Consider the following 25,016-nt stretch of genomic DNA (forward strand, 5'->3'; position numbering starts at 1 on the left):
CGCCGGCCTTTCCTGCGGGCCGCGCTTTTTGCCACCGCGCTGATATAGTTGCCGTAACTGCCGTCAGTCATTTTATTCCCCCGGAACCTTATATTAATGAATGAAAAATAAGAGAACGGTAAAAATAAATCATTACCATTTTCAGCTATCTGATGATGAAGCGAAGCTTCATGGGAGTCTGACTCCTAATTTAAAACTGGGCCAGAATAATGGTAACATTGTCCGCGCCTCCATACTGAAGCGCCTTGCCGAGCAGGGCATGCACCGCGCTGTTAATCCCTTGGGAAGATTTGATCACATATAATAGATCCTCCTGGCGAAGATAACGGGTTAAGCCGTCGGTGCACAGTAAGAGGAGATCGTTTGCCGCTAATTTATCCCGGTAAAGGTCCACCGCCACCGACTGCGCAGTGCCGAGCGCCCTGGTCAGCATATTGCGCTGGGGGTGCTGAAGCGCCTGTTCTTCGTTAATGCCGCCTTTTCTTAGCAGTTCCTGCACCAGTGAATGGTCTTGAGTCAATTGACGAATACCACCCCGGCGAATCAAATAGGCCCGGCTATCACCCACATGAGCGATAATAAGGTCGCCCGCACAGTTCAAACACGCGGTTAATGTCGTTCCCATGCCCTTAAGTTCTTCCTTCCGTACGGACATTTTGAATACCGAAACATTGGCCACTTTAACTGAATTGAGCAGGGCTTTCTCAGGCGATTCACCCTTTTTCAGCAAGCGGGCGAGCTCTTTCTGCAACGTTTGAAGCGCCAATCCGCTGGCGACTTCACCACCCTGGTGTCCGCCCATCCCGTCCGCTACCGCCAGCAGCCCCATTTCCGGCAACACAAGCAGGCTGTCTTCATTAACCCTCCTTGATAAACCCGTGTCAGTGATCTGCGCCCATCTCATACCCCCACCTCACAAACTGAAAAATAACTCCCCCGATTCTAATTTTATCTCTATTTGCCAAAACAATCGGCTGATTCACCTGGATTTCGTTCAAGAAAGTGCCGTTGGTGCTTTTCAAATCCTCCAGCCAGTACTGTCCTTCCTTAAAGTATATACGCGCGTGCCAGGCAGAGGCAAATGTGCCAGCAATAATTATATCGCTCCGTTCGTCCCTGCCGATAAGAGTTTCCCTTTGGAAACCAAAAGTGTCGCCTGATTTTGGCTGGGATACGGAGCTTTCGACAACCACCAGTTCTACTTCACCGGTTGTCCCGAAAGAAGAACGGGGTTCTTCTCTCGGCCTGCCGGGGGGGTTTTCTATTACCTGTTGAGACGATACTTCTTTCAGGTCGGCGATCATCCATTTAATCAGCCTGAAAATAGAAATAAGGAGAAGCAATAAAAAAGCATACCGCAAAGCCGTAATTAATATGGTAAGCATGTCTAATCCACCTTAAATGCGCATACTGTGGTGCCCAGGGCTACTTCATCTCCCGGTTCAAGCACTTTTGACACGATTCTGGAACCGTTCACCCACGTACCGTTGGTGCTACCAAGATCGGTGATGGCAAACCTGCCCTGTACCCATTCAAGCCGCGCCTGGCGCCGGGATACACTGAAGTCGTTCAGAACGATATCACACCCGGCATGCCGCCCGATCACCTGGCTGGCTTTACTCAAATTAATAATCCTCCCTTTTTCCGGACCGGCTTCAACTTTCAGCCGGGCATAAACGGCAGGCGTCTTTTCCACAACAGTAATATCCTTGGCCAGGCGAAAAAGCTGGGTGTGTTCAAGCACTCCCGCATCCGCCTCTGCTGGTTCATCCTCCGGCGGCGCCTCGCTAAAACCGGATTCTATTTTTATAAACCCTGTTTCTTCGAGCTCTTCTCTGACAAAATCCACGGCCGGCGGGCCGGCAAGGGTATATTTCTTTTCTCTGGCCTTCTGATTTACATATTCTTGAAGCTCACCGGAAAATGCCGAAGCTATTGCCGCAATATGATCGTAATCACTAGCATTAAGGTGAACAGTAAATTTATTAGGCACGTAAATTCTGTTGACACTGACCCGCCTGCGGTCCCTCATCTCCCTGGCCAGCTTTTTCGCTATCTCGGCCGGCTGAACGCGTCCTTTAAACCTGTCTTTAAAAAACCCTTCAATATATTTTTCCAAACTGCCTTCCAAACCTGAGAAAACACCCAAGGAGCTCACCTCCTGATCCGCTGGTTATACTTCAAACGCTTCGCCCAGTTCATTCGCTTCTCTGCAAGCTCACTCGCCCGCTCTTTTGCGTCAGGCTTCAAAATCGCCCTGCAGGCACGCGTCATGCCAACCTGCCAGAGTTTTCTGCCTCAACTGCCCGCAAGCGGCGTCGATATCCCCGCCAAGACTCCGGCGAACAGTAACGGGTATACCCATTTTTTCAAGAATATTTTTAAATATGAGCGCTTGACGCCTGGCAGACGGCCTGACACCCCGTTCCGGCACCGGATTGGCTAAGATCAAATTAACGTGGCAGAGCATATCCGACAGCAGCGCGCCTAATTCAGCGGCCAGTTCATGCCCGTCGTTTAAACCGGCAATCAGGGCGTATTCAAAGGTAATCCGCCGGCCTGTCTTGAGCGCGTATTCCCGGCAAGCTTCCATTAATACCCGCAACGGGTATTTTTTATTAACCGGCATTAACTCATCCCGCAGGTGATCGTTCGGCGCGTGCAGCGACACCGCCAGAGTAACCGCCAGTTTTTCACCGGCCATCTCCCTGATCCGGGGCGCCAGACCGCAAGTGGAAACAGTGATATGGCGCTGCCCTATATTAAGACCGTAAGGAGCAGTAACGTTTTTTATAAAAGCAAGGGTGGCCGCGTAATTGTCCAGCGGTTCGCCGGAACCCATGATCACTACGTGGCTCACTCTTTCTCCGGCGTCCTTTTGCATACCGAGAACTTGCCCGTAAATCTCACCGGAACGCAGGTTCCGGACGAAACCTCCCAGGCTTGAGGCACAGAGACGGCAACCCATCCGGCAACCGGCCTGGGTGGAGATACAGGCAGAGTTGCCGTAGCTGTGTTTCATCAAAACACTTTCAACCGCTTGACCGTCATCCAGTTTGAAGAGATACTTTACTGTGTCTCCACCCCGGGAAACCTGTCTTTTGATGACTTCAACGCGCCCAATCCCGGCTATGGACGCCAGCCGCCCGCGCATATCACGGGGCAAGTTGGTCATTTCTTCAAGAGATCCGGCGCCTTTTTGAAAGACCCATTCTGCCATCTGCCTCGCCCGGTACGTCTCGACATCCATTTGCCGCGTCAAACCGACCAACTCAGAAAGGGTGAGGTCCCGCAAATCGATTTTGACCGACATTGAACTGCTCCTCTTTCTTAAATAAAACTATTCTCCATCATTTTGCCCTATCCCTTTTTTCTCATGCGGGATATAAAAAAGCCGTCCATCCCATGCCGGTGAGGCAGAATCTCCAAATAACCGGAACGCATAGTCCCTTGCTCATCCAAGCCAACCGGAAGAAAAGGGCTTAAGTCTTCCAGACTGAAGTCCGGGTGACGGGAAAGAAAGTCTTCAACCTGACGCAAATTTTCTTCACGGGTAATCGTGCAGGTACTGTATACGAGCACCCCCTTCTTCTTCAGACACCGGGCGGCGCTTTTTAAAATCCCGGCCTGCAGCCGCGCTATCGCCGGGATTTGGCCCGGTTCTTTGCGCCATCTGGCATCAGGCCGGCGTCTCAGGACACCCAGCCCGGTGCAGGGAGCGTCAACCAGGATAAAATCAGCCCATTCATCCAGCTGTTCCGGCAATCTTTCGGCATCCATCGCCAACGCCTCGACTATATTAATCCCGAGGCGGCGGCAATTCTCTTCAATCAAGGCGATCTTGTGCGGGTGGATATCCACCGCCAGGATTTCACCCCGGTTTTCCATTAGTTCCGCTAAATGAGTGGTTTTACCGCCGGGCGCGCCGCAAACGTCCAGCACACGGGCGCCGGGCCGGGGCATTAAAGCCCGGCCGGCCAGCATGGAACTTTCATCTTGGATCTGAAACAACCCTTCTTGAAAAGCACCCAGTGCGTTCAAAGAAAAGAAGTCTTCGATGTTAAGCCCTTCCGGAGCATATGCGGTTTCCCGCGCAGCCAGGCCGTCTTCTCTCAACCTGCCCGCGAGCTCGGCCCGCGTCAGCTTCAAAGTGTTCGTGCGCACCGTATTCGGCGCCGGTTCATTATTGGCCCGGCAAAGGGAGATCGTTTCCTCCGGGCCGAATCGCGCCAGCCAGCCTTCCACCAGCCATGCCGGGTGGGAATAGCGCAGCGAGATATGGGCGATTGGGTCGTCCGCCAGTTGAGGAAACTTAATTTCCTTTATTTGCCTTGCCACGTTGCGCAGCACCCCATTGACAAACTTCACCGAGCCGGGATGTCCATGCCTGCGCGCCATCTCCGCCCCTTCATTGCAGGCAGCGGACGGCGGCACCCGGTCCATGCACATAAGCTGGTACACACCGAGGCGCAGGATATTGCGCAATGCAATAGTCTGAGATGTTAGCGGCTTTTTAACAAATTGCCCCAGCACCCAGTCAAGAGTATTGCGTGTCCGCAGTGTTCCATAAGTTAATTCAGTGGCAAAAGCCCGGTCGAGCTTACCGGGCCGGTATCTTTCCAAGACCTGATTTAAGGCCAGATTGGCATACGCGCCGTCTTCCTCCACTGCTCTTAACACTTGCAAGGCCAGTTCTCTGGCTGTTATTTGGGGCAACTGGATACATCCTTTCCAAATATTCACAAAATATATATCTGGTTACTATATTATTCTCGTTGCTGTAAGCTTCAGCCAACCAATTTACTTCTCTCACTGATAAAAAAGCAGATGGCTTCCTCCACCTTCGGCAATTTCACCTGGGTGTTGAAACATGGCCCGAAAGGCCGCTCATTCGTAACTCCCAGCACCGGAATGGGGTTGGAATCCTGAATGCCGCTGGTGAGATCACGCTCGCACGCTATAGCCACAATACCACGGGGATGGTACTCCCGGACAAATTTCCGGGCCAGCGTGCCTCCGGTGGCCATACCTATGTTAATGCCATACTGATCTCTCAGCTCCAGAAGCTTACTGACCACACACCCGCCGCAGCGTCGGCAGTTATTAATATCGACTGTTATCTTATGCGGGCAGTCACTCTTTTGCAGGCAGTGCGGCACAAGCAGCAAGACCTGACTCGGGAGCAGGTTGAGGGTTTTAGATCTGACCAAAAAATTGTTCACTTCGATAAATGAGTTTTTAATCCTGTCTTTTTCAATATGAAATGAACGGCCGAGAAACAGCGCGAGTGGAAAGAAAATATTCAAGGCCACCCGCATCGGGCCGCGGAAGGCCGAAATATCCCTCGCATAAATAATAGTCAGCACAATGCCCCCGACCCCAAAACCGGCCACCACGATACCGCCCAGCAATAAAATTCCCAATGCCAGCAAGAGCACCTGATCAAACATGCTTCTAACCGGGTTGGCCGTTATGTACCATATCGCCGTTAGAAGCAAGCAAGCCGCCAGCAGGCTGGCGCTCAGCAGGCCGACAAACAACCTTTTCCGCACCGGGTTTAACGTTCCTGATATCACCGCATACCGTCCTTCCCCGGAGCATTTGAAAGAATCACACCCAGCGGGGCCGGGGTGCCCCTTAAAAAGTCGGCGGCGCTCATGCGCTTTGCTCCCTGCATCTGAAGTTCAGTAATTACCAGCAGCCCCCTGCCAGTACCGACTAAAACACCTTCCCGCACAGTACCCATCACTCTCCCCGGACAGGCCAGCGTTTGCTCGTCATCAAGAACACCGGCGCGCCAGATCTTCAGCATTTTTTCTCCCAGATAGGTACGCGCGCCGGGCCAAGGGTTCATGCCCCTGATCAGGTTATAGATATCCTGAGCCGGTTTGTCCCATATGATCAATTCGTCCGCGCCGGTAAGCACCGGCGCGTAAGAGGATTCGCCGGTCTGAGGAATTCTGGGCGCCCGCCCCCGCCCGATCATGTCCAGTGTTTCGACCAGCAGACGCGCCCCCGCAACAGACAAACGGTCGTGCAGGTCACCGACGGTATCTTCACCAAAGATGGGAACTTTTTCCTTAAGAATCATGTCTCCTGTGTCAAGCCCCTCATCAATAAACATGGTGGTAATCCCCGTTACCTTTTCACCATTGATCACCGCCCGGTGAATAGGCGCCGCGCCCCGGTACTTCGGCAGCAAGGAAGCGTGGACATTTACACAGCCATGTTCAGGCAGTGACAGAATAGCCGGCGGCAGAATCCGCCCGTAAGCAACGACCACAATAACTTCCGGTGAATAACTTCGCAATTGTTCAATAAACTCCGGCTCTTTTACCTGGGCCGGCTGCAGAACGGGCAGTTTTAAACTTTGAGCAGCTTCCTTTACCGGCGGCGGCGCATATTTTTTACCCCGGCCTTTCGGCCTGTCAGGCTGCGTTATAACAGCCCGCACGTCGTGGCCGGCCTCAACCAGGGCCTTTAATGACGGCACCGCGAAATCCGGCGTTCCCATGAATACTACACGCATCTCTCATCCCTCAATATTCAAGTATTCAGAATCCAGGAGTCAGAATTCAGCATACTTCAAAATAATAAACCACTTTCTCTCATTCTGACTACTAACTACTGAATACAGCTTCTTCCCAACTTAATTCTTTACTTTCCATACCTTCTGCGCCCGGTCGATGAACAGGACACCGTCCAGGTGATCTATTTCGTGCTGAAGCGCCCTGGCAAACAAGTCACTTGCTTGAATAATTCGCTCCTTGCCATGACGGTCCTGACATTTCACCTCAACAGACGCGGCCCGTGTAACATCCCCCACAGTGCCCGGGATACTCAGGCACCCTTCGGTGTCAGTGGCCTGGCCTTCAAATTTGATTATTTCAGGGTTGATAAGCTCAACCAGGCCTTCGCCGGCGTCTATAACAACCACCCTTTTCGCCACGCCTACCTGCGGCGCGGCCAGGCCAACCCCTTTTTCGCTGTACAAAGTATCAGCCATATTATCAAGAAGTTTTAAAATATTTGAGGTTATTTTCGGCACCGCTTTGGCGCGCTCTCTTAAAATGGCATTTCCCAACTCCACTATTTTATATATTGCCAAAACGTTTCCTCCTTTTACAACATTCCCTGCGGGTTAATATCCACATTAACCGCCGGCCTGATCGATGAAGGCCCCTTTTCCAATAAGGACAGGCTTTCTTTAATCACATCTCTCAGCCAATCACGACGGGAAGCCCTAATAACCAACTGCCAGCGGTATCTGTCTTTTATCTTGCTCAACGGCGCGGGGGCCGGCCCGAGAATAGAGATATTTTTATCACTGCCGGTCAACATGTTTATTAATATCTCTTTAGCCTGTCCGGCTCCTTTCTTCACTTCTTCCTCATCCTCGTGGGTAAACAGGAGCCGGGCCAGGTGACTGAAAGGGGGGTATCCCAAAGAGCGCCTCACCGGCATTTCACTAAGGTAAAACCGGTCGCAATCATGGGCGGCGGCGGCAGTGATACTGTAATGATCCGGGGTATATGTCTGGACAAGCGCCTCACCCGGCAAGTCACCCCGCCCGGCCCTGCCGGCCACCTGAGTCAATAGCTGAAAAGTACGCTCAGCCGCCCGGAAATCAGGCATATGCAGCGTTGTATCGGCATTTATCACCCCTACCAGAGTCACCCCGGGAAAATCCAGGCCCTTGGCAATCATCTGGGTGCCGATTAAGATATCAACCTGCCTGTCGCGAAAAGCGCTGATTATTTTTAAGTGTGCTCCTTTGCGGGCAGTTGTGTCACTGTCCATCCGGAGAATCCGCGCCTCCGGAAAAAACTGGCGCGCCTCTTCTTCCACCCTTTGTGTGCCCGTCCCGAAATGCCTGATATTTTGGCTGCCGCAGGTGGGACATAAATCAGGTGACCTGACGGTATAATTACAGTAATGGCACCGCAAGCGGCCGTCCCGGTGGTAGATGAGGGAAATATCGCACCGCGGGCACCTTAGAACCAGCCCGCATTCACGGCAAATTACAAAAGTTGCGTAACCGCGTCTATTCAAGAAAAGCAGCACCTGTTCACCTTTTTCCAGGCGCCTGTTTACCGCGGCGACAAGTATTCTGCTAAAAATGCCGCTGTTTCCATCCTTCGTTTCCCGACGCATATCCACAACCCGCACCGGCGGGAGAGGACGCCCGTCAATTCTGTCCGTAAGCTTCAACAACCGGTACGGGCCGTCTGCGGAAGCTTTCAGCTGCGATTCCAGGGAAGGCGTGGCGCTGCCCAGCAATACCACCGCCCCTGCCAGTTGGGCTCTTTTTATCGCAACCTCCCTGGCATGATAGCGCAGGTGGTCGTCTTGCTTATAAGAAGATTCGTGTTCTTCGTCTATCACAAACAGTCCCGCCCTGGGCAGAGGGGCAAAGACCGCCGAGCGGGTCCCCAGCACCACAGGCGCCTCGCCTTCCTTGATCCGCTGCCATTCGTCATATCTTTCCCCACCCGAAAGCGCGCTATGTAAGACAGCCACTTGCCCGCCGAAGCGCTCGCGGAACAACTCCACCATTTGGGGCGTCAGTGATATCTCAGGCACCAGCACAACCGCCTGACGGCCTGCTTCCAGGGCTATTGAAACAGCATGCAGGTAAATCTCGGTTTTGCCGCTGCCGGTAATGCCGTGCAAGAGAAAAACGTTAAAAGAGCCTTGTCTGATTTCCCGCGCGACTTGATTAAAAACGGCTTTCTGCCCGTTATTGAGAATAAGCCCGTTAGGATCAAGAGCAACTTGGGTCTGCGCGGTCCGGCCCGGCCGCCGCGACAAAACCGCCGGTGATGTCAGCAGAAGGCCCTTTTCAACTAGCGCGTCAACTACTGAAGTTGACACGCCCGCCGCCTCGGCTAGTTCCTTGCGGGTCAACCCCGGATTAATCATCGCTTTTCTTAATAAGGCCGCCTGTTTTGGAGCTCGTCGCAGTGAATTCAGCACATTATCATACTCTTCCGCCGGGATAGCCGGGTGAACTTGTTTCACCAGCCGCGTTCCTTTTACCAGCAAGCGAGGGGATAAGATCCGCTGAAGCGCTTCCGCCGTGCTGCAGAGGTAATTTTTAGCCATCCAGCGGGACAGTTCCAATAATTCCGGGGTAAATACCGGCTCAGCGTCCAATACCCCGGCAATCTCCTTGATATTTACCGTGTTTTCCGGAAAGCCGAAGCCGGTGACATACCCGGTCAGACGCCTGTTGTTGAAAGGAACCTGTACTCTGACACCTATTTTAACTTTATCCTGAAGAGCAGCCGGCACGGCATAGTGAAAAACCCGGTCAATGCTCCGGGTATTCAGCGCGATAATCACCTCGGCATAATCTCCAATTTTTTTCATTATACCCTCCAGGGGAAATCTTTTCAAACCTAGAGCTATTATATCAAAAAAAAGCCCGGTGATAAACATCACCAGGCGTCTGGGAAAAGAGGTTAATATTGACGTCTTACGGCAAAGAGGCCGTACCGAAATTAATATTGCGGTACAGCCTCTTGGATTACCTGCCGCCTTTGTTCTTTCTGTTAAATTTTTGCACCTGCTTATATCGATCAAGCGTTCCCATCATATCGATCATCTTCTGCTTCTGCGCCTGCGCGGCGGTCATTGTGCTTTTGCGTTCTTCGAAGACCATCTCCCGCTGGAGCTTTTTGTAATTTTCAAATCGCCCGGCGGCTAATATCCCATCCTCAATGGCTTTCCTTACAGCGCACTTCGGTTCGGACTCATGCCTGCAATCCCTGAAATAGCACTTTTCGGCCAATTTCTCAATGTCATAAAAAGACTTCGATAAGTCGGCGTCCAGTATCTGAAGTTCTCTCATTCCGGGAGTGTCGATTACCACTCCGCCTTCAGGCAATACAAGCAGCTGTCTGTTAGTGGTAGTATGCCTGCCCTTGTCATTGTGCTGCGCTGAAACTCTCGCCAAATAGAAATTGCCGCCATATATCGCAGCTTCCTGGGCATATCGTGCGGAAAGCCCTATATCATATAAATTTATTTTACTCATTATTAAATTTGTCCTCCCTATTTTGATAGCATGGCAAGGGGAGGGCGGATTAATTTTAGTCTGAACGCACCTCCCCTGTTACCACCGACTCCGCAATATGTGCTTTCAACATGAAGATCAGCTCCTTCAGCGTTTGATTTATTATGCAATGAAAATCCTTAATCAATCCTTGTTTTTTTCTCTGAATATCGAGATTTTCTTTTGCTTCAGATATAATTAAATATTCTTCCAAATATTATACTCGTTTTCAAACCTAGGGATTAATTATTCCCATTTCATTAATGGGATAATAACGAAATTCAGCCTTGCCGATAATATTGGCAAGGGGCAATGGCCCCCAAAACCTGCTATCATAGCTGATATTGCGGTTATCTCCCATCACAAATATTTCATTGTCAGGTATTTCCAAAGGCGCAAAATCCATACTGGATTTTTCAAGAATATATGGTTCATTAATTTGTTTTCCGTTAATGTAAACCGACCCGCTCTTTACCGAAATCGTTTCTCCGGGCAAACCAACTACTCTTTTAATCAAGACCTTTTCGCTTAAATTAGCAGACTGCGGCGGATTGAAGACAACAATATCACCGCGGTTGATTCCCCCTGCTCCGTTGAGCTTATAAAAAAGTTTGTCTATTATTATGTGGTCTCCAACCTTTAAAGTTGGCAGCATCGACTCACTAGGGATCCATTTCGCCTCAGCAACGTAGTTTCTAACAAATAAGGACAGCACAATGGCCGCCACGATAATTTTTATCCAGTCAAAAAATATTTCTTTTATTTTAGATCCCATTGTTTTCTCCTTAAAAGTTATCTGGTAGATTTACTCAATTATATCTTATTTTTTTATTTACTACTATTGAAATTTATGCTTATTCTTCCAATGCAATATGTATATTTCCGACGGGAGATTTACCGCGTTTTATGATAAATTTGCTCCCGGTCTTGCCGCATACTATAATGACGCCATCCAGCATTATTGTATGAATAAAGCATAAAATCTATCCTTTCATTACCTGTTCCTTTAAATCCCGATTATCAACATATTGCTCAACCCACCGTTCAAACATCTCAATATCAACCGGCTTATAATTTTTTTGCATCCGGTAAGCCCAATCGAATGCTACGAACGCATCTTCACAATAGCCTGTTTTAAGAGCTCAAATTCAATTGGAGCAAAAACAAATAACTAGAAAGATTTAAGTTTGTCTAAGTGAACACACCTCCACTTTTAATGTATATTCAGATTTATTTATGCAAATAATCAACATAGTGGAGGTATAAATAATGAATTGGTTTATATTAAATAATTTCGGAAATTTAAAAAACAATAAAAATAATAATGATAATGATATCAGTAAATACAATATCAATACCGCTGCAAAGGATATCTGTAACTGGGAGTTTGCAAAAATCATTTGCCTTTTAAATAAATTAATCAGGATGGTTGTAGGGGTAAGGTATATAGTTACACCCTACCCAACAAGAAGAAAAAATAGGACATGACCAACCCGGGAATATAACCTGTTCATCGTCGTTGCCAATCAACTCCTCAATGCTTGCTCTCTTTCATTATCAGTTATATCCATACATTAATTAAAATTAGTTAACTATTTACATCTTAACTTCTAATAATATATATAAACTGTTTTTTTAGTCTTAATCAAGCATCAATTCATTAAAGTAGATAGCCCTATCGAAATCCAAAATTAAACGTATCTGCTCCAATCTATCTTTAAATCTATCATTAATAAACAGCAGTTTAGCATATCCGCTTATCGGCGAATGCTCTTCGCGTTTTATAACAATTACCCCCGCCACCTTAGAACAAAAGCCGGGATCGTGAAAGAATCCATTATTTTCCCTATGCCATTCCCGTTTTCCAAATCTTCCATATTTAAACACTTCATCCCCGAATACAGCTTGTCCAAGATCAATATTTCGATAGCTGGCTTGGCCGGTCTTCATAACAATCAGATTTATATTCTGATCATCCGTATCCCAGTCGAATACTCCGGCCGCCTCAGTCAAACAACCTCTGATATGCGCTATATCCTTTGACCGCCCATTCTCCCGCTCTGTTTCTGCTAGCTCCTTCATCTGTATCCAGAAGGCAATACCATCTTTCTTTATCACAAAGTCGGGAGGATTCGTTAGAGTTCTGCCTTCAAACTCGTTCGGCTTATATAATACTTCAGAAGCATCCCATTTTGCACCTTCATATATCATGGGGTCGATATCGCTCATATTTACTTCGTCAATCACAGATTTCTCCTCCTGTTCAACGAATAATCCAGCTTACGCGCAAACCCTTCTGCCCCTTAAACTTGTACAAAATACTTAAAACCAAATTATCACATGCAAACATTTTACCACGAACAGCGAGTTTTGACACCACCCAACAAATAAAGTAATTATACAAATTAAAAATCATAATTAGTATTTACCATCCCAGTAAATTATAATAATGATTTTTATCCAAGAAACCATGCCAGGACCCAAAGCCAATGCTGTTAAAAAATCCTTGCTCTTAAACCATTGCGTTGTTATAATTTTATTGTTCCTAAAGATCAATGGAGATATAAGGAATTAAGACAGTGAAGTCCTGGCCGTTCTAGCGGTGAGGGCTTTTTTATTGGCCGCCCGCAGTTCACCGGAGGCGGATTTTCCAGTGTGGGGTGGTTTGAAAATATGTTAAAAAGTGAACACCTGGCAAGAGCTTATTTACTATGCTCTGCTTTGCTCTCGGTAGCAGTTTTAGCTTATTTTTGCCACTGGGAGGTCAGGGCGGTAACGGCGTTGATTGTCAACACGCTAATTACCGGATTGTTATTCGGCACGTGGCGGCGGAGAGGCAGCAGCCAGTGGCTTGCTTCCCTGCGCCAGGAGATAATGGAGCTTGCCGCGGGGAGGGTTGCCGTCCAAAACAAGGAACACCATTATCCCAAGGAATATATCGGTCTGACTGAAGCCGTCGACAAAACCGCCAAGCTGTTAAAGGATATGGCGGGGAAGGCGCAGCTGGCAGCGCAGCAGGTTTCCGCCGCTGTTGAACAAATGAATATGACTATCGAGACAGCCGGGCAAATTGCCAAAGACTTTACCAAGGTGGAAGAAGTGGCCGGTTCACTGGCTGATATGTCCAGGAAATTACGGCAAGAGACCCGGGAGAACGAGCGGTCTGTCGCCACCTGTCTGGAAGAAATGGGTTCTGCCCGCCGCGCTATCGAACAAGCTGATATTGACTCGACCCAAGTGGCTGAATACGTAACAACGTTGGATGCGGCAGTGGGGCAGATTGACGTCATTCTTACCGCCATAGCGGAAATTTCTGATCAAACCAAGCTGCTGGCGCTTAACGCCTCCATCGAGGCTGCCCGGGCCGGTGAACATGGCCGTGGCTTTGCAGTCGTAGCCGAAGAAGTTAAAAATCTGTCTGAAAAAACTTTTTCAGCAGTGGGTGATACAGTTGCAATACTCCAATCAATCCGCAAAGAGGTTGAAAAGGTTAAATCAACGGCGGAAAACGACCGGAGAAGCATCGCTGACGGAGTTAAGAGTACGGTAAACGCCGAAGCGGTGTTGACTGAAATCGCCCGGGCGGTGTCGGCCATCTCATCCGCAGTGGAAAAGAGCAGCGAGGAAATCAAGGATTATCTGCGGCAGGTTGGCGCGGCGGCGGAAGCGCAAAAAGAAAACTTCGGAGAAATCAGCGCGACCGGAGTGCGCCTGCAAAAAGCCGCAGATATGCTGGAAGATGTCAGCGGGAAAGTAAAGCTGGATGTCAGCGCCATTACAGGCAGCGCGGCCCATAAAGAAAAAATAAAGCGGCTGCTCAAAGTACTGCGCGCGGAGTCTGAAAAATCCCGCATCACGTCCCTAGATAATAAAGAGCATCAACAAGTACTGAGAGAATTGCTTAGCAGGCAGCCTGAACTCGAGGCAGTATGGTCGAACCGTATGGACGGCACGTTTGTTTTTTCCGAACCGCCGGCCGGTTTGGCTAACGCCAAGATTCGCCGGTGGTGGCAAAGGGCCGCCGCCGGTGAGGAATACGTTTCGGACATTTATTTATCCGCCATAACTAAAAAATTATGCCTGACCATATCCGTTCCAGTGCGGGACATTCATGGCCCGGTTATTGGTGTGCTGGGAGCGGACGTGCGGTTAAATGATTAAAGTCAAATTCCGTTTCTCAATAATGAAGGTAATCACGCCCCAAGGATAGAAATTTACACATGACCATCATTGCGTGCGGCGATTATTATCTCATGGGGGAAATAGAATTGCGAATACTGCACACCTCCGACTGGCATTTGGGACGTATTTTTCACGGCATCCACCTGACAGATGATCAGGCTTATGTGCTGGAGCAGTTTCTTCAAGTTGCCGGTGACGTCAAGCCGGATGTGATTATTATTGCCGGAGACGTCTACGACCGCTCCGTGCCGCCCACGGACGCGGTAAAGCTTTTAGATGAGGTAATTTCCCGCGTTCTTATGGACTTTTCAGTTCCTGTGCTGCTGATCGCCGGCAACCATGACAGCCCTGAACGGCTTGGATTCGGCACCCGCCTGCTGGCCCGCCAGGGACTTTTTATCATTGGACAGCCAAGTACCAACCTTGCCCCCATCATTCTTCAAGACTCGCACGGGCCGGTATATTTCTGCCCGGTTCCCTATGCGGAGCCTTCCGTGGTAAGAGAAACACTGGCGGCTCCGGATGCGACAGACTACAACAGCGCCATGCGCTGTTTGCTCAAGCATTATACGGCGTCGCTTCCCCGCGGCTCAAGGGCTGTCGCCGTTGCCCACGCTTATGTCGCCGGGGGTGAAAGCAGCGAATCAGAGCGTCCTCTTACCATCGGCGGAACGGAAATGGTTGATGCCGCATGTTTCCAATCCTTCAATTACGCTGCCTTGGGGCACCTGCACAAACCCCAGAAAACCGGGACTGGAATTTACTATGCCGGTTCTTTATTGAAATATTCCTTTTCTGAATCCCCGCACCGGAAATCAATTAATCTGGTGGAAATGGATGAGGCCGGCAATATAAATCTGGATAAAGTCACTCTTTCACCGCGCCGTGACGTGCGTTGCCTGGAGGGTTACCTGACAGATATTCTGACCGCTCCGAAAAACGGAGAAAACAAAGAAGATTATATTATGGTAACTCTGAAAGACACCGGTGCGCTCCTTGACGCGCTCGGCAAGCTGCGTGAAATCTATCCCAACGTTCTGCACATCGAGCGTCCATTTTTGCTTGACGGCGGCGAGCTGCGCGGCCCGCGCGGCGACCACCGGCGCCTCAGCGATATGGATCTCTTTTCTTCATTCTTCGAACAAGTAACCGGAGTTCCCCTTAACAGCGAGGAAGCCCGGACGTTCGCCCAAACAGTTGAATTATTCTACCCGAAAGAACAAAGGTGAATTTAAATGAAACCATTAAAGCTGACGATAAGCGCTTTCGGCCCATATGCCGGCACTCAGGCGCTGGACTTTACGGAACTCGGCTCCCGTTCTTTCTTCTTGATTCACGGGCCGACCGGCTCCGGCAAAACCACAATTCTTGACGCCATGTGTTTCGCCCTGTACGGAGACACCAGCGGCGCGGAGCGGGAAGGCAGGCAGATGCGCAGCGACCATGCCGACCTGTCGGCTGTCACTGAAATCACTTTCGATTTTGCCGTAGGTGCCGAAATATACCGCGTCAAGCGCAACCCGGAACAAGAGCGGCCGAAAAAGCGTGGTGCAGGAACGACAACCATGCGCGCGGAAGCCACCTTGTGGAAACGGACCGGACTCGTCGGCGACGCGGCGGAAGGAGCTGTCTTAGCGAACGGCTGGGGCAAAGTCACAGCAGCCGTGGAAAAACTGCTCGGTTTTCAAAGCAGCCAATTTCGCCAGGTGGTTATGCTTCCCCAGAGAGAATTTCATAAACTCCTGACCGCTAATTCCGGTGAGCGTCAAGTCATCCTGGAAACTCTTTTCCGCACCGAACATTACCGCCGCGTTGAAGAATCCTTAAAACAATCCGCAAAAGCGCTGCACAAGAATTTCGAGGAAACTACCGCCCAAAAGACATGGATTTTGCAGGAAGCAAAAGCCAGCTCACGGGAAGAACTAAGCGAGCGGCACAATCTGCACATAATCCGGTTGGGAGAAGCGGCAAAGCAGGTGCAAGAAAGCCAAAAAAAAGTCACCGCTGCGCGGGAGCGGCTGAATGCCGGCAAACAGGCGCTGGAAAAGCTGACCGAAAAAAAGCAGGCTGAAATTGCCGTGGCGGCTTTGGACTCCAAAGCGCGGGCAATTGAAGCCGGAAGAGTGGAATTGGCCAAAGCCCGCCAGGCCGCAAGCCTGGCCGACGTGGAAAAAACCATGCGCACCCGGCGGGAGGAAGCACTCGACGCAGCCAAGTCTCACCGGAGCAAGCTCCAGAGCAAAGAGGCATTGCTGCAAGCAAAGGAAAGCGCCGAAAAGAAGCTGAAAGAAGAACTGGCGAAAGAACCGGAACGTGAAGCCGCCGGCCGCGAATTAACCCGGCTTGAGGAACTGTCCGGGAAAGTCGCCGCGCTGGCCGAAGCCCGTAAAAAAGTTACCGTCGCTCAACAAGAATTGCAGATGGCGGAAACTAATCAAAACATGGCTCAATCATCTTTGAACGCTATCAAGGCTTCCATTGAGGAAAAATCCAAGGAACTGTCAGCAGCTTCCAGCCACGCCGCCCAAGCCGCCGCGCTGGAAACTATATGCGGGGCGGCCGAGCAGCTCAGCCAGAAAGGGCTTGCCCTTGCAGGCCTGCGCAAGGACCTGTCAAAAATCTTGCGGGAAGTTGACGCAGCCGGTATAGAACTGTCGCGCGCGGCAAACAAATTCGCCGCGGCAAAGCAAGAACTCGCCCGGCTGCAAGAGGACTGGAACAACGGGCAGGCCGCCATCCTGGCCGGCCGCTTAACGGCAGGCTCGCCATGCCCTGTCTGCGGCTCACTTGAGCATCCGGCCCCCGCCAGTAGTAAAGCGGCGCTGCCTTCGGAAAAATTAATCAAGGAAAAACAGCAAGCCGTAACTTCATTTGAAATTTTACGCGACAAAGTGCGGGATAAGCTGAACAGTATTATTGCCAGGCAGGCTGCCATGAACGGCAAGATTGAAGAATTGGAAAAGGAACTGGGGGAAAAAGCGGGTGTCAGTCCGGCCGTCCTCCGCGCAGCCGCCGATAACGCCAGGGAACTGTGGCAAAACGCGCTGCAGGCCGTAGAAATGTCCACTCTTATCAATAAAGAACTGGATGAGCTCAAACAGCAGGAAAATTCCGCCGTCAAACAGCTCGAATCGGCCGGCAGGTCTTATCAAGAGGCAAAAATAGCCTTCGAATCAAGCCAGGCGGTGGTGCGGGACAGGGAATCATCCATCCCTGAACACCTCCGCGCCCCATCGTCTTTACTTCAGGCACAGGCAGCCGCCAGGAAGAGGCGGGCGCAGCTTTTGACCGCCTTTGAAGCGGCCAGGCAAACAGCGGAAGAGGCAAATCAGGCGCTGGCCAAGGCTGAGACCGCCGCGGCGGAAGCCCTGGCGGCGCAGCAGGCGGCAAACAAACGCGCCGCGGCCGCGGAGAAAACCTTCCAGGAAAGACTGGCGGCGGCAGGTTTTGCAACAATAAATGAATATGAAAACGCGAAAAAAACGCAAGGGTGGCTCCAAAGGGTAGAGCAGCAAATCAAAGAATATGACGAAAACCGGCGCGCGGCCGCGGACCGCCTGAAACGTGCCGTTCAGGCGGCGGAAGGCCTGAGTGAACCCGAGCCGGATAAGCTGACGGCAGACCTGACAGAAGCGGAAAATGAGTGGAAACAGGCTCTGGCCCTGGAAACGCAGCTACAGTCGCAAACCAGCCGGGAGGCCGAATGGCTGAAGAAAATAGAAGCAACTGAAAGTGCCCTGAAGGAGTTGGAAAGCCGTTACGCCATCCTGGGACGCCTCTCTGAAGTGGCCAACGGCAGGAACCGATACGGTTTGACCTTTGAGCGGTTTGTCCTGGGCTCCCTGCTGGATGACGTAACAATCGCCGCGACGGCACGGTTAAAGCTGATGAGCCGCGGCCGCTACCACCTCCAGCGCACCCTGGACCGGACCCGCAGGAACACGGCCGGCGGTCTGGAGCTGGAGGTTTTTGACACATACACCGGTGTGGCCCGCAGCGTTTCGACCCTGTCCGGCGGGGAGACTTTCCTGGCCTCCCTTTCGCTCGCCCTCGGCCTGGCCGACGTGGTTCAGTCCTACGCGGGCGGCATTCACCTGGATACGATTCTGGTGGATGAAGGCTTCGGCACCCTGGACCCGGAGTCCCTGGACTTTGCCCTGCGGGCTTTAATCGACCTGCAAAAAACAGGGCGCCTGGTGGGAATTATTTCTCATGTGCCTGAACTCAAAGAACGGATCGACGCCAGGTTGGAAATCCGGCCAACTGACAGGGGCAGCGTGGCCTGCTTCAAATTGTCTTAATTCAAGTCGAGTATTGAAATACGTAAAACAATTAGCAGCTCACTTAAATAGCTTTGTTGCAGTACGGAAACAGTAAATACCGCTTTACAAATTACATATTTGTAATTTGTCGGCACCATCAGCTAATATCATCGATTTAACGACAATATCCTTAACACTACCAAGCTCTTTAGTTATACTATCCAATTCATCGGGGGTAGCTTCTACCGTCAGGTTTATAATGCCACGATCACATTTAGAATAAGGAATTCCACTGCGATGTAATACTAATGATCCATTTTTCGTTAATATTTGCTGTACCTTGGGAGCATTTTCTGATTTCTGATTAACTAAAATACCAATAATACAAATATACTTTTCCATAAACCTTCCTCCCTTTTAATTTCATTACTTAACATAGCCATTGTCGTTCGGCTAGCCCGAAACGGAGACAAGCAATACGTCATGGAAACGGAGGGAATACACGGAGCTCATCTCCTCCGCTAAATAAGGCATGGTTCCGGTATCATTAAGACCCGGATCTCCAGAGCCCGTGGATGTTGCAGTAAGCCCTCGCCGAAATGTTTTCCCCGTCGGTTTCAAATTGAACCGCCGGGTTATTGCCGGGTGCAAGAAATTGTCTAAAAACTCTTCCTGCAGAAAGTACTTCTACCCATTCAATAAAATGTTTCTCTTCCATTGGATGCTTAGCGCTTCCCACTTGGACATTTACTTTGCCGTCCTTTTTACTAATTACCGGTACATGTTTTTCTCGCGAAGCGTCAACAGTATTCTCCTTTAACAATTCCATAGGCTTGCCGCAGCAAACCAATTGTCCTTTGCCGGTATGCAAAACCTCAACCACGTTACCGCAAATTAAACATTTGCAGACCTGCATTAGCTCAGTCATTGTGAACCTCCTCTTTCCTTAATTAATTGTGGTCTCAATATTTAATTTATTGTTGGACATAATCAATAAAAAATCCTGCTTTCCCAGTAAATATTTACAGTATTCAATTAGAATGAAGCGAAATATTTTTTAAGAATAACTCCTCCTTAAAATGGTTTTGCCGCAATCGGCATGGGGATTGTCCGGCAAGCCTGGTTAATATGCCCCGGAATCCGGGTCATACAAATCTTTTTCCGTAACCGGGTCCTTAAAAATGATATACGCCCAGATCTGGTAAGCAATTACAATGGGAATAAAGATGGCCACCACCAGCGTCATGATCTTCAAGGTATACGGACTGGCCGATGAATTAAAGGCCGTCAGGCTATACCTTGGGTCAAGACTTGACGGTATCAGGTTGGGAAACAGCCCGATGATCCCGGTGAAAGTGACCATTACAATCGTCACACAGGAGGAGAAAAAAGCCGCCACAGCCTTTTTCCCGGATATTAATATTTTCATACACAACAAAGCGAGTACGGCAGCGGCTGGAACCGCGAGCCAAGCCGGACTGCTCATAAAATTAGTATAAAGCTTCGTAGCAAAAGCGGTAAGAACCAGGAACCCCGCGGCTGCCAACAGCAGGAGCCACCACAGCTTTGCCGCAAGCGCCCGGGCTCTGGCTTCTAATGCTCCTTCCGTCTTGACGGTAATCCAGATGGCCGCGTGTTCCAGGAAAAGCAGCAAAAAGAGCAAGCCGGTCAGCAGGCCGTAAGGGTTCAACAGGGTCAGCAGATTCCCGTGGTAACCCCGGGCGTCCATCGGCAGGCCCTGAAAGATGTTGCCGAAGGCTACCCCAAAGAGCAAGGCCGGTACGAGGCTGCCCAGGAAGAGCGCCATGTCCCACGTCTTCCGCCAGGAATCCGAATCGACCTTGCCCCGGAATTCAAAGGACACGCCCCGGCCGATCAGAGCGAACAAAATGAGCAGAAGCGGCGCGTAAAGATAGCTGAACATGTAGGCGTACGCTGTGGGAAAAGCGGCAAACATCACGCCGCCGGCGGCGAGGAGCCAAACCTCGTTGCCGTCCCAAACCGGGCCGACGGTGTTGATGAGTATCCTTTTCTCCATCTCGCTTTTCCCGATAAAAGGGGCTAATATGCCCACTCCGAGGTCAAATCCGTCGAGCATGAAATAGACCGCCCAGAGCAGGCCCCACAGGCCAAACCAGAGTATCTGCAATTCCATTGCCAGCACCTTCCTTATACCGTTATTGTCCGGCCGGACGGCACGCTGTGCCCCATCTCTTCCGCCGGGCCATTTTTCGAGAACCTCACCAGCAAATAAATGTCGGCCACTGCCAATAAGCCGTAGAAAATTGCAAACCCTGCCAGAGATGCAGTCACCTGTGCTGCCGTGATATTTTTAGAAACCGCGTCGGATGTTTTCATCAGGCCGTAAACAATCCACGGCTGCCGGCCTACTTCCGCCACCAGCCAGCCCAGCTGACAAGCTATATAGGGAAGCGGTATGGAAAAAAGCATGATTTTCAGGAACCAGGTTTTTTTCTCCAGCGTTTCCTTTCTGGCAAAAACATACCCAAGTGCGGACAGGAGAATAAACAGCGCGGTCAGCCCTACCATTAACCTGAAACTGACAAAGGTCAGGGTCACGGGCGGTCGTTCGCTGGCCGGAAAATCTTTTAATCCCTGCACCGCAGCGTGCGGGTCGTGCGTGGCCAGCATGCTCAGCATGTTGGGCAACGGCAGGATTTCCATTGTGTTTCGTTCTGTCGCCTCGTCCGGTATGGCGAATATATAGATGGGTGCACCTTGCCGGGTTTCCCAGAGGGTCTCCATCGCAGCAAACTTGGTGGGCTGGGTTCTGGCCACCTCCCGGGCGTGCCAATCCCCGACGGCAACTTCCGCCAGACAGGCCATTAGGGCAAAGGCAGCGGCAATTCGAAACGATTTTTTAAAAAATTCCAGGTGATTTTTCTTCAAAATATGGTAAGCGGACACTCCCATTACGAAGAATGCTCCCACCAGGTAGCCGCCCAGTACGGTGTGCAGAAATTTTGACCAGGCGTAGCCGGATAGCACCACCGCGGCAAAATCCACCAGTTCCGCCCGCCCGTTGTTGATGACATAACCCACCGGATGCTGCATCCAGGCATTGGCGGTGAGAATCCACAGCGCCGACAGGCTGGAGCCGGCGGCCACCATCCAGGCGGCAACGGCATGAACTTTTTTCGATATCTTCTTCCAGCCAAAAATCCAGATTCCCATGAATGTAGACTCCAGGAAGAAGGCTACCGAAGCCTCAATGGCCAGGGGAGCGCCGAATATATCCCCAACGTAGCGGGAATACTCGGCCCAGTTAGTGCCGAACTGGAATTCCAGAGTAATCCCGGTGACCACTCCCAAGGCGAAGTTGATCAGGAACAGCTTGCCCCAGAACTTGGTCATTTTGAGGTATTGTATATTTCCGGTCCTGACGTAATTGGTTTCCATCACAGCGACAATGATAGAAAGACCCAAGGTTAGCGGCACGAAAAGAAAGTGAAACATGGCCGTAATCGCAAATTGCAACCTCGCCAGTAAAAGCGCATCCATGTTTTCTGTCCCCCCTTTTACTCAATTTAATAAAAGCCTCCATTTCTAATGACGTGTCAAAATGCTCTTCTTTTCTTTTCCCTTAAAGAGATTATAAAACCTATTTAGTGGTTCTTGCTATTCTCCACAGGACCAAATTATTTCAATAAAAAAAGACAGCTTATTATCTCCTGAAGATAATAAGCTGTCCAGCAATACCCAATATTTCAATTATTTACTAAAGTCGCCCAACAATTTACACATTTTAAGCGCTGCCGCTAAAACCAGTTTTGCTACAAATTGGTCAATAGGTACTCTGATTCCCGGCTGGATTCAAGTTTATTTCTATCTTATTATATATTTCAACAAAGATCTGAGAAGTGTTAATAGCATCAAATATTGCTCTATGCCAGATATTATGTTTAGGTTCAGTATTCATCATTTTAAGAGCATTTTCTAAAGATATCTGATTAGACAAGTGATAAATATTAATAAATTTTTTTTGAATATCATAATAATTCTTTAATAAATCATACTCAAACTCATTCATATTATTTATTTTAAAATTTCTTTCAAATGTAATTAGATCATCAATACCCCATCCACATAAAACGAATTCTTCCTCGCCGATCCATTTCCTAAATTCTTTTATCACATAGGGCAATTGTTTTGCATTATCGATCCATTCTTGCTTTATTCTTGTTTTTTTCTTAATTAGTTTGCTTATCGTTGGATACAGTTTCGGCTTAATAAAGGATTGAAAATCATTAACCAATTCCATATCAGAATTTATTTTCACCGCGCCAATTTCAATAATTTCATGTATTCTGGTTCCCCATTTATTATTCATTTCCAGATCGAAAACAATATAATTCATTATTGCCTCCCTAATTCATACTACATTATTATTATACCATAAATATTTGTGGTACAATTAAAAGGAAAATCGAAGGAGGTTTTTTCTTGGCGTCCAGCAGCATGTTTAGAAATATAGCCATAATAGCCCACGTTGATCATGGAAAGACTACTTTGATTGACGCCCTGCTCAGACAGAGCGGTATTTTCAGGGCAAACCAGCAGGTGGCCGAAAGGGTAATGGATTCATTTGATCTGGAAAAAGAACGCGGCATTACCATCCTGGCCAAGAATACCGCAGTACGGTACGGCGACATCAAGATAAACATAGTGGATACCCCGGGGCATTCCGATTTTGGCGGCGAGGTTGAGCGGGTCTTAAAAATGGTTAACGGTGTCCTGCTGCTGGTGGATGCTTTTGAGGGGACTATGCCCCAGACCAGGTTCGTCCTGCGCAAGGCGCTGCAATTAAATCTGAAGCCCATTGTTGTTATAAATAAGGTGGACCGGACAGATTCCCGCGTTTCTGAGGTGGTGGACGATGTGCTGGAGCTTTTTATCGACCTTGAGGCGAATGATGAAATGCTTGATTTTCCGATCGTCTACGCATCGGCCAAAGAAGGGACCGCCACCACCGACCTGGCTGTCCCGGCGCAAAATATGCAGCCTCTGTTCGAAGCCATAGTCAAATATATAGCTCCTCCGCCCGGCGACGCCGGCGGTCCGCTACAACTGCTGATCAACAACACGGAGTACGACAACTTCGTGGGACGCATGGGGCTGGGCTGCGTCAAGCGCGGCAAGATAGCCGCCGGCCAGCAGGTAAGCGTGATTGGACACGACGGCGTGTCGCGTCAGGGCCGCATCGGGAATCTATATGTTTATGAAGGATTGGAGAGGGTGCAGGTTAATGAGGCGCCCTGCGGCGAGATTGTGGCTTTTTCCGGCCTGGCTGATATCAAGATCGGGGAAACGGTGGCCTGCCAGGAGCGCCCGGAGCAGCTGGAGCCCATTACAGTGGACGAACCAACCCTGAAGATGACATTTATGGTTAACGACAGTCCTTTCGCCGGCCAGGACGGCAAGCACCTGACTTCCCGCCATCTGAGGGCCCGGCTGTTCAAAGAGATGGAGAAAAACGTCAGCCTGCGGGTGGCGGAAACCGACAGTCCGGATGTTTTTCAAGTCAGCGGCCGTGGTGAGCTGCACCTGTCGATTTTAATTGAGACCATGCGCCGGGAAGGTTACGAAATGCAGGTCTCCAAGCCAGAGGTGATTTACCGGTGGGACGCGGGCCAGCTGACGGAACCAGTCGAACTTTTAACGATAGATATTCCCGAAGATAAGACAGGCGTGATCATGGAACTTGTAGGGGCCAGAAAAGGAGAAATGGTAAATATGACCTCACTTGGCCAGGACCAGCTCCGGCTGGAGTTTAAAATACCGGCCAGAGGGCTTATCGGCCTGCGCTCCCAATTGCTGTCCGAAACGAGAGGCCACGGGGTGATGAGTCATATTTTCATGGACTACGAGCCGTATAAAGGTGACATCAAGGGGCGCTACCAGGGGGTGCTGATCGCTTTTGAATCAGGTGAGGCCAGTCTGTATGGCCTGCATTCCGCGCAGGACCGCGGCGTCTTGTTTGTTTCTCCCGGGACAAAGGTTTATGAGGGTATGATAGTGGGGGAGCACTCCCGGGAACAAGATATTGAAGTTAATGTTTGCAAAAAAAAACACTTGACCAACATCCGGTCCAGCACCGCCGAGGCCGCCATGCGTCTGGACGAACCCAGGCAGTTCAGCCTGGAAGAAGCGCTGGAGTATATCAGCGGTGACGAGTTGCTGGAGATCACCCCAAAGAGCTTACGGTTACGCAAGAGAGTTCTCAGCAAGCACGATCGCCAGAAAAGCATAAAAGGCTATCGGTCTCTATAAACAATTAAGTTCGCTCTTTTGAACTAGAAATTTTTGCGCTTTAGTCTGAATCCATTTTTTCTAGAGAATTTAGCTATAGCTAGGAAGCAATCAGGCGCTCCATATACGATCCTGTATATTTTCGATGCGGCTCATATTCAAGGTTATTCGAAACTGGGGTACTACCTCTACCAGGAGGAAGCACTCCCGCGGTAGGAGTAGTACCCCACACAATTTACTTCATA

24 protein-coding genes and 1 pseudogene are annotated in these 25,016 nt (G+C 49.9%); 6 read left to right on the plus strand and 19 right to left on the minus strand.

The genetic code is table 11. The features are described 5' to 3' along the window. Nucleotides 1-190: 190 nt before the first annotated feature. The 12 genes from L9W92_RS10425 to lepB all read right to left on the minus strand — a co-directional run bounded on the left by L9W92_RS10425 (nt 191) and on the right by lepB (nt 10,832). Nucleotides 191-904 (minus strand): Stp1/IreP family PP2C-type Ser/Thr phosphatase, encoded by a 714-nt coding sequence (locus L9W92_RS10425; protein WP_240083698.1) that lies wholly within the window; start codon nt 902-904, stop codon nt 191-193. Continuing rightward, on the minus strand, nt 882-1,385 hold the full coding sequence (locus L9W92_RS10430) for an FHA domain-containing protein (RefSeq protein WP_240083699.1): 504 nt from the start codon (nt 1,383-1,385) through the stop codon (nt 882-884). The genes L9W92_RS10425 and L9W92_RS10430 overlap by 23 nt, the downstream gene beginning before the upstream one ends. A 2-nt stretch (nt 1,386-1,387) precedes the next feature. Continuing rightward, nucleotides 1,388-2,149: an FHA domain-containing protein gene (locus L9W92_RS10435; RefSeq protein ID WP_240083700.1), complete on the minus strand. Its 762-nt coding sequence runs from the start codon at nt 2,147-2,149 to the stop codon at nt 1,388-1,390. Between the two features lie 90 nt (nt 2,150-2,239). Continuing rightward, nucleotides 2,240-3,313 (minus strand): dual-specificity RNA methyltransferase RlmN, encoded by a 1,074-nt coding sequence (rlmN, locus tag L9W92_RS10440; RefSeq protein WP_240083701.1) that lies wholly within the window; start codon nt 3,311-3,313, stop codon nt 2,240-2,242. 47 nt (nt 3,314-3,360) lie between these two features. After that, the gene (gene rsmB / locus L9W92_RS10445; RefSeq protein ID WP_240083702.1) at nt 3,361-4,716 is read right to left on the minus strand and encodes a 16S rRNA (cytosine(967)-C(5))-methyltransferase RsmB; all 1,356 of its coding nucleotides are present in this window, start codon (nt 4,714-4,716) and stop codon (nt 3,361-3,363) included. A gap of 71 nt (nt 4,717-4,787) precedes the next feature. Continuing rightward, nucleotides 4,788-5,576, minus strand: coding sequence for a DUF116 domain-containing protein (locus L9W92_RS10450; RefSeq protein ID WP_240083703.1), 789 nt, complete (start codon nt 5,574-5,576; stop codon nt 4,788-4,790). Further along, nucleotides 5,573-6,529, minus strand: coding sequence for a methionyl-tRNA formyltransferase (gene fmt / locus L9W92_RS10455; RefSeq protein ID WP_240083704.1), 957 nt, complete (start codon nt 6,527-6,529; stop codon nt 5,573-5,575). Before fmt ends, L9W92_RS10450 begins: the two co-directional genes overlap by 4 nt. Nucleotides 6,530-6,649: 120 nt before the next feature. Next, nucleotides 6,650-7,108: a peptide deformylase gene (def, locus tag L9W92_RS10460; RefSeq protein ID WP_240083705.1), complete on the minus strand. Its 459-nt coding sequence runs from the start codon at nt 7,106-7,108 to the stop codon at nt 6,650-6,652. Between the two features lie 14 nt (nt 7,109-7,122). Continuing rightward, on the minus strand, nt 7,123-9,372 hold the full coding sequence (gene priA, locus L9W92_RS10465; RefSeq protein WP_240083706.1) for a replication restart helicase PriA: 2,250 nt from the start codon (nt 9,370-9,372) through the stop codon (nt 7,123-7,125). Between the two features lie 157 nt (nt 9,373-9,529). After that, entirely contained in the window at nt 9,530-10,039 is a 510-nt protein-coding gene (rsgA, locus tag L9W92_RS10470; RefSeq protein WP_240083707.1) for a GTPase RsgA, read from the minus strand. Nucleotides 10,040-10,094: 55 nt separating this feature from the next. Beyond that, on the minus strand, nt 10,095-10,271 hold the full coding sequence (locus L9W92_RS10475) for a hypothetical protein (protein WP_240083708.1): 177 nt from the start codon (nt 10,269-10,271) through the stop codon (nt 10,095-10,097). A 21-nt stretch (nt 10,272-10,292) separates the two neighbouring features. Then, nucleotides 10,293-10,832 carry a signal peptidase I gene (gene lepB / locus L9W92_RS10480; RefSeq protein ID WP_240083709.1) on the minus strand — a complete coding sequence of 180 codons (540 nt, stop codon included), beginning with the start codon at nt 10,830-10,832 and terminating at the stop codon, nt 10,293-10,295. A gap of 97 nt (nt 10,833-10,929) precedes the next feature. Between lepB and L9W92_RS10485 the strand changes: the two genes are divergently transcribed. Next, complete coding sequence (locus tag L9W92_RS10485) at nt 10,930-11,037, plus strand: TipAS antibiotic-recognition domain-containing protein (protein WP_240083710.1); 108 nt, start codon at nt 10,930-10,932, stop codon at nt 11,035-11,037. Nucleotides 11,038-11,040: 3 nt separating this feature from the next. Here L9W92_RS10485 and L9W92_RS19325 read toward each other — a convergent pair. After that, nucleotides 11,041-11,184: pseudogene (locus L9W92_RS19325) on the minus strand (DNA alkylation repair protein); the annotation flags it as partial. Between the two features lie 142 nt (nt 11,185-11,326). Here L9W92_RS19325 and L9W92_RS10490 point away from each other — a divergent pair. Beyond that, nucleotides 11,327-11,545 carry a hypothetical protein gene (locus L9W92_RS10490; RefSeq protein ID WP_240083711.1) on the plus strand — a complete coding sequence of 73 codons (219 nt, stop codon included), beginning with the start codon at nt 11,327-11,329 and terminating at the stop codon, nt 11,543-11,545. A gap of 153 nt (nt 11,546-11,698) precedes the next feature. Here L9W92_RS10490 and L9W92_RS10495 read toward each other — a convergent pair whose 3' ends face one another. Further along, nucleotides 11,699-12,304 (minus strand): hypothetical protein, encoded by a 606-nt coding sequence (locus L9W92_RS10495; RefSeq protein ID WP_240083712.1) that lies wholly within the window; start codon nt 12,302-12,304, stop codon nt 11,699-11,701. Nucleotides 12,305-12,730: 426 nt separating this feature from the next. Here L9W92_RS10495 and L9W92_RS10500 point away from each other — a divergent pair, with 426 nt between their 5' ends. The 3 genes from L9W92_RS10500 to L9W92_RS10510 are packed head-to-tail and all read left to right on the plus strand — an operon-like array spanning nt 12,731 to nt 18,540. Continuing rightward, entirely contained in the window at nt 12,731-14,218 is a 1,488-nt protein-coding gene (locus L9W92_RS10500) for a methyl-accepting chemotaxis protein (RefSeq protein ID WP_240083713.1), read from the plus strand. Between the two features lie 59 nt (nt 14,219-14,277). Beyond that, nucleotides 14,278-15,468 (plus strand): exonuclease SbcCD subunit D, encoded by a 1,191-nt coding sequence (locus tag L9W92_RS10505; RefSeq protein ID WP_240083714.1) that lies wholly within the window; start codon nt 14,278-14,280, stop codon nt 15,466-15,468. A gap of 6 nt (nt 15,469-15,474) precedes the next feature. Then, nucleotides 15,475-18,540 carry an AAA family ATPase gene (locus L9W92_RS10510; protein ID WP_240083715.1) on the plus strand — a complete coding sequence of 1,022 codons (3,066 nt, stop codon included), beginning with the start codon at nt 15,475-15,477 and terminating at the stop codon, nt 18,538-18,540. A gap of 84 nt (nt 18,541-18,624) precedes the next feature. On the opposite strand, the gene L9W92_RS10515 is transcribed toward L9W92_RS10510, so the two are convergent. The 5 genes from L9W92_RS10515 to L9W92_RS10535 all read right to left on the minus strand — a co-directional run bounded on the left by L9W92_RS10515 (nt 18,625) and on the right by L9W92_RS10535 (nt 22,879). Next, nucleotides 18,625-18,903: a TM1266 family iron-only hydrogenase system putative regulator gene (locus tag L9W92_RS10515; RefSeq protein WP_240083716.1), complete on the minus strand. Its 279-nt coding sequence runs from the start codon at nt 18,901-18,903 to the stop codon at nt 18,625-18,627. 145 nt (nt 18,904-19,048) lie between these two features. Then, complete coding sequence (locus tag L9W92_RS10520) at nt 19,049-19,429, minus strand: desulfoferrodoxin (protein ID WP_240083717.1); 381 nt, start codon at nt 19,427-19,429, stop codon at nt 19,049-19,051. A 195-nt stretch (nt 19,430-19,624) separates the two neighbouring features. After that, entirely contained in the window at nt 19,625-20,656 is a 1,032-nt protein-coding gene (gene cydB, locus L9W92_RS10525; RefSeq protein WP_240083718.1) for a cytochrome d ubiquinol oxidase subunit II, read from the minus strand. Nucleotides 20,657-20,670: 14 nt separating this feature from the next. Then, nucleotides 20,671-22,023 (minus strand): cytochrome ubiquinol oxidase subunit I, encoded by a 1,353-nt coding sequence (locus tag L9W92_RS10530; RefSeq protein WP_240083719.1) that lies wholly within the window; start codon nt 22,021-22,023, stop codon nt 20,671-20,673. A 283-nt stretch (nt 22,024-22,306) separates the two neighbouring features. Beyond that, nucleotides 22,307-22,879, minus strand: a complete 573-nt coding sequence (locus tag L9W92_RS10535; protein WP_240083720.1) for a 3'-5' exonuclease — start codon at nt 22,877-22,879, stop codon at nt 22,307-22,309. A gap of 101 nt (nt 22,880-22,980) precedes the next feature. On the opposite strand from L9W92_RS10535, the gene typA reads away from it, so the two are divergent. After that, nucleotides 22,981-24,792, plus strand: coding sequence for a translational GTPase TypA (typA, locus tag L9W92_RS10540; RefSeq protein ID WP_240083726.1), 1,812 nt, complete (start codon nt 22,981-22,983; stop codon nt 24,790-24,792). Nucleotides 24,793-25,016 lie beyond the last annotated feature (224 nt).

It is taken from the genome of Pelotomaculum terephthalicicum JT (assembly GCF_022410535.1).
GTDB classification, from domain to species: domain Bacteria; phylum Bacillota; class Desulfotomaculia; order Desulfotomaculales; family Pelotomaculaceae; genus Pelotomaculum_D; species Pelotomaculum_D terephthalicicum.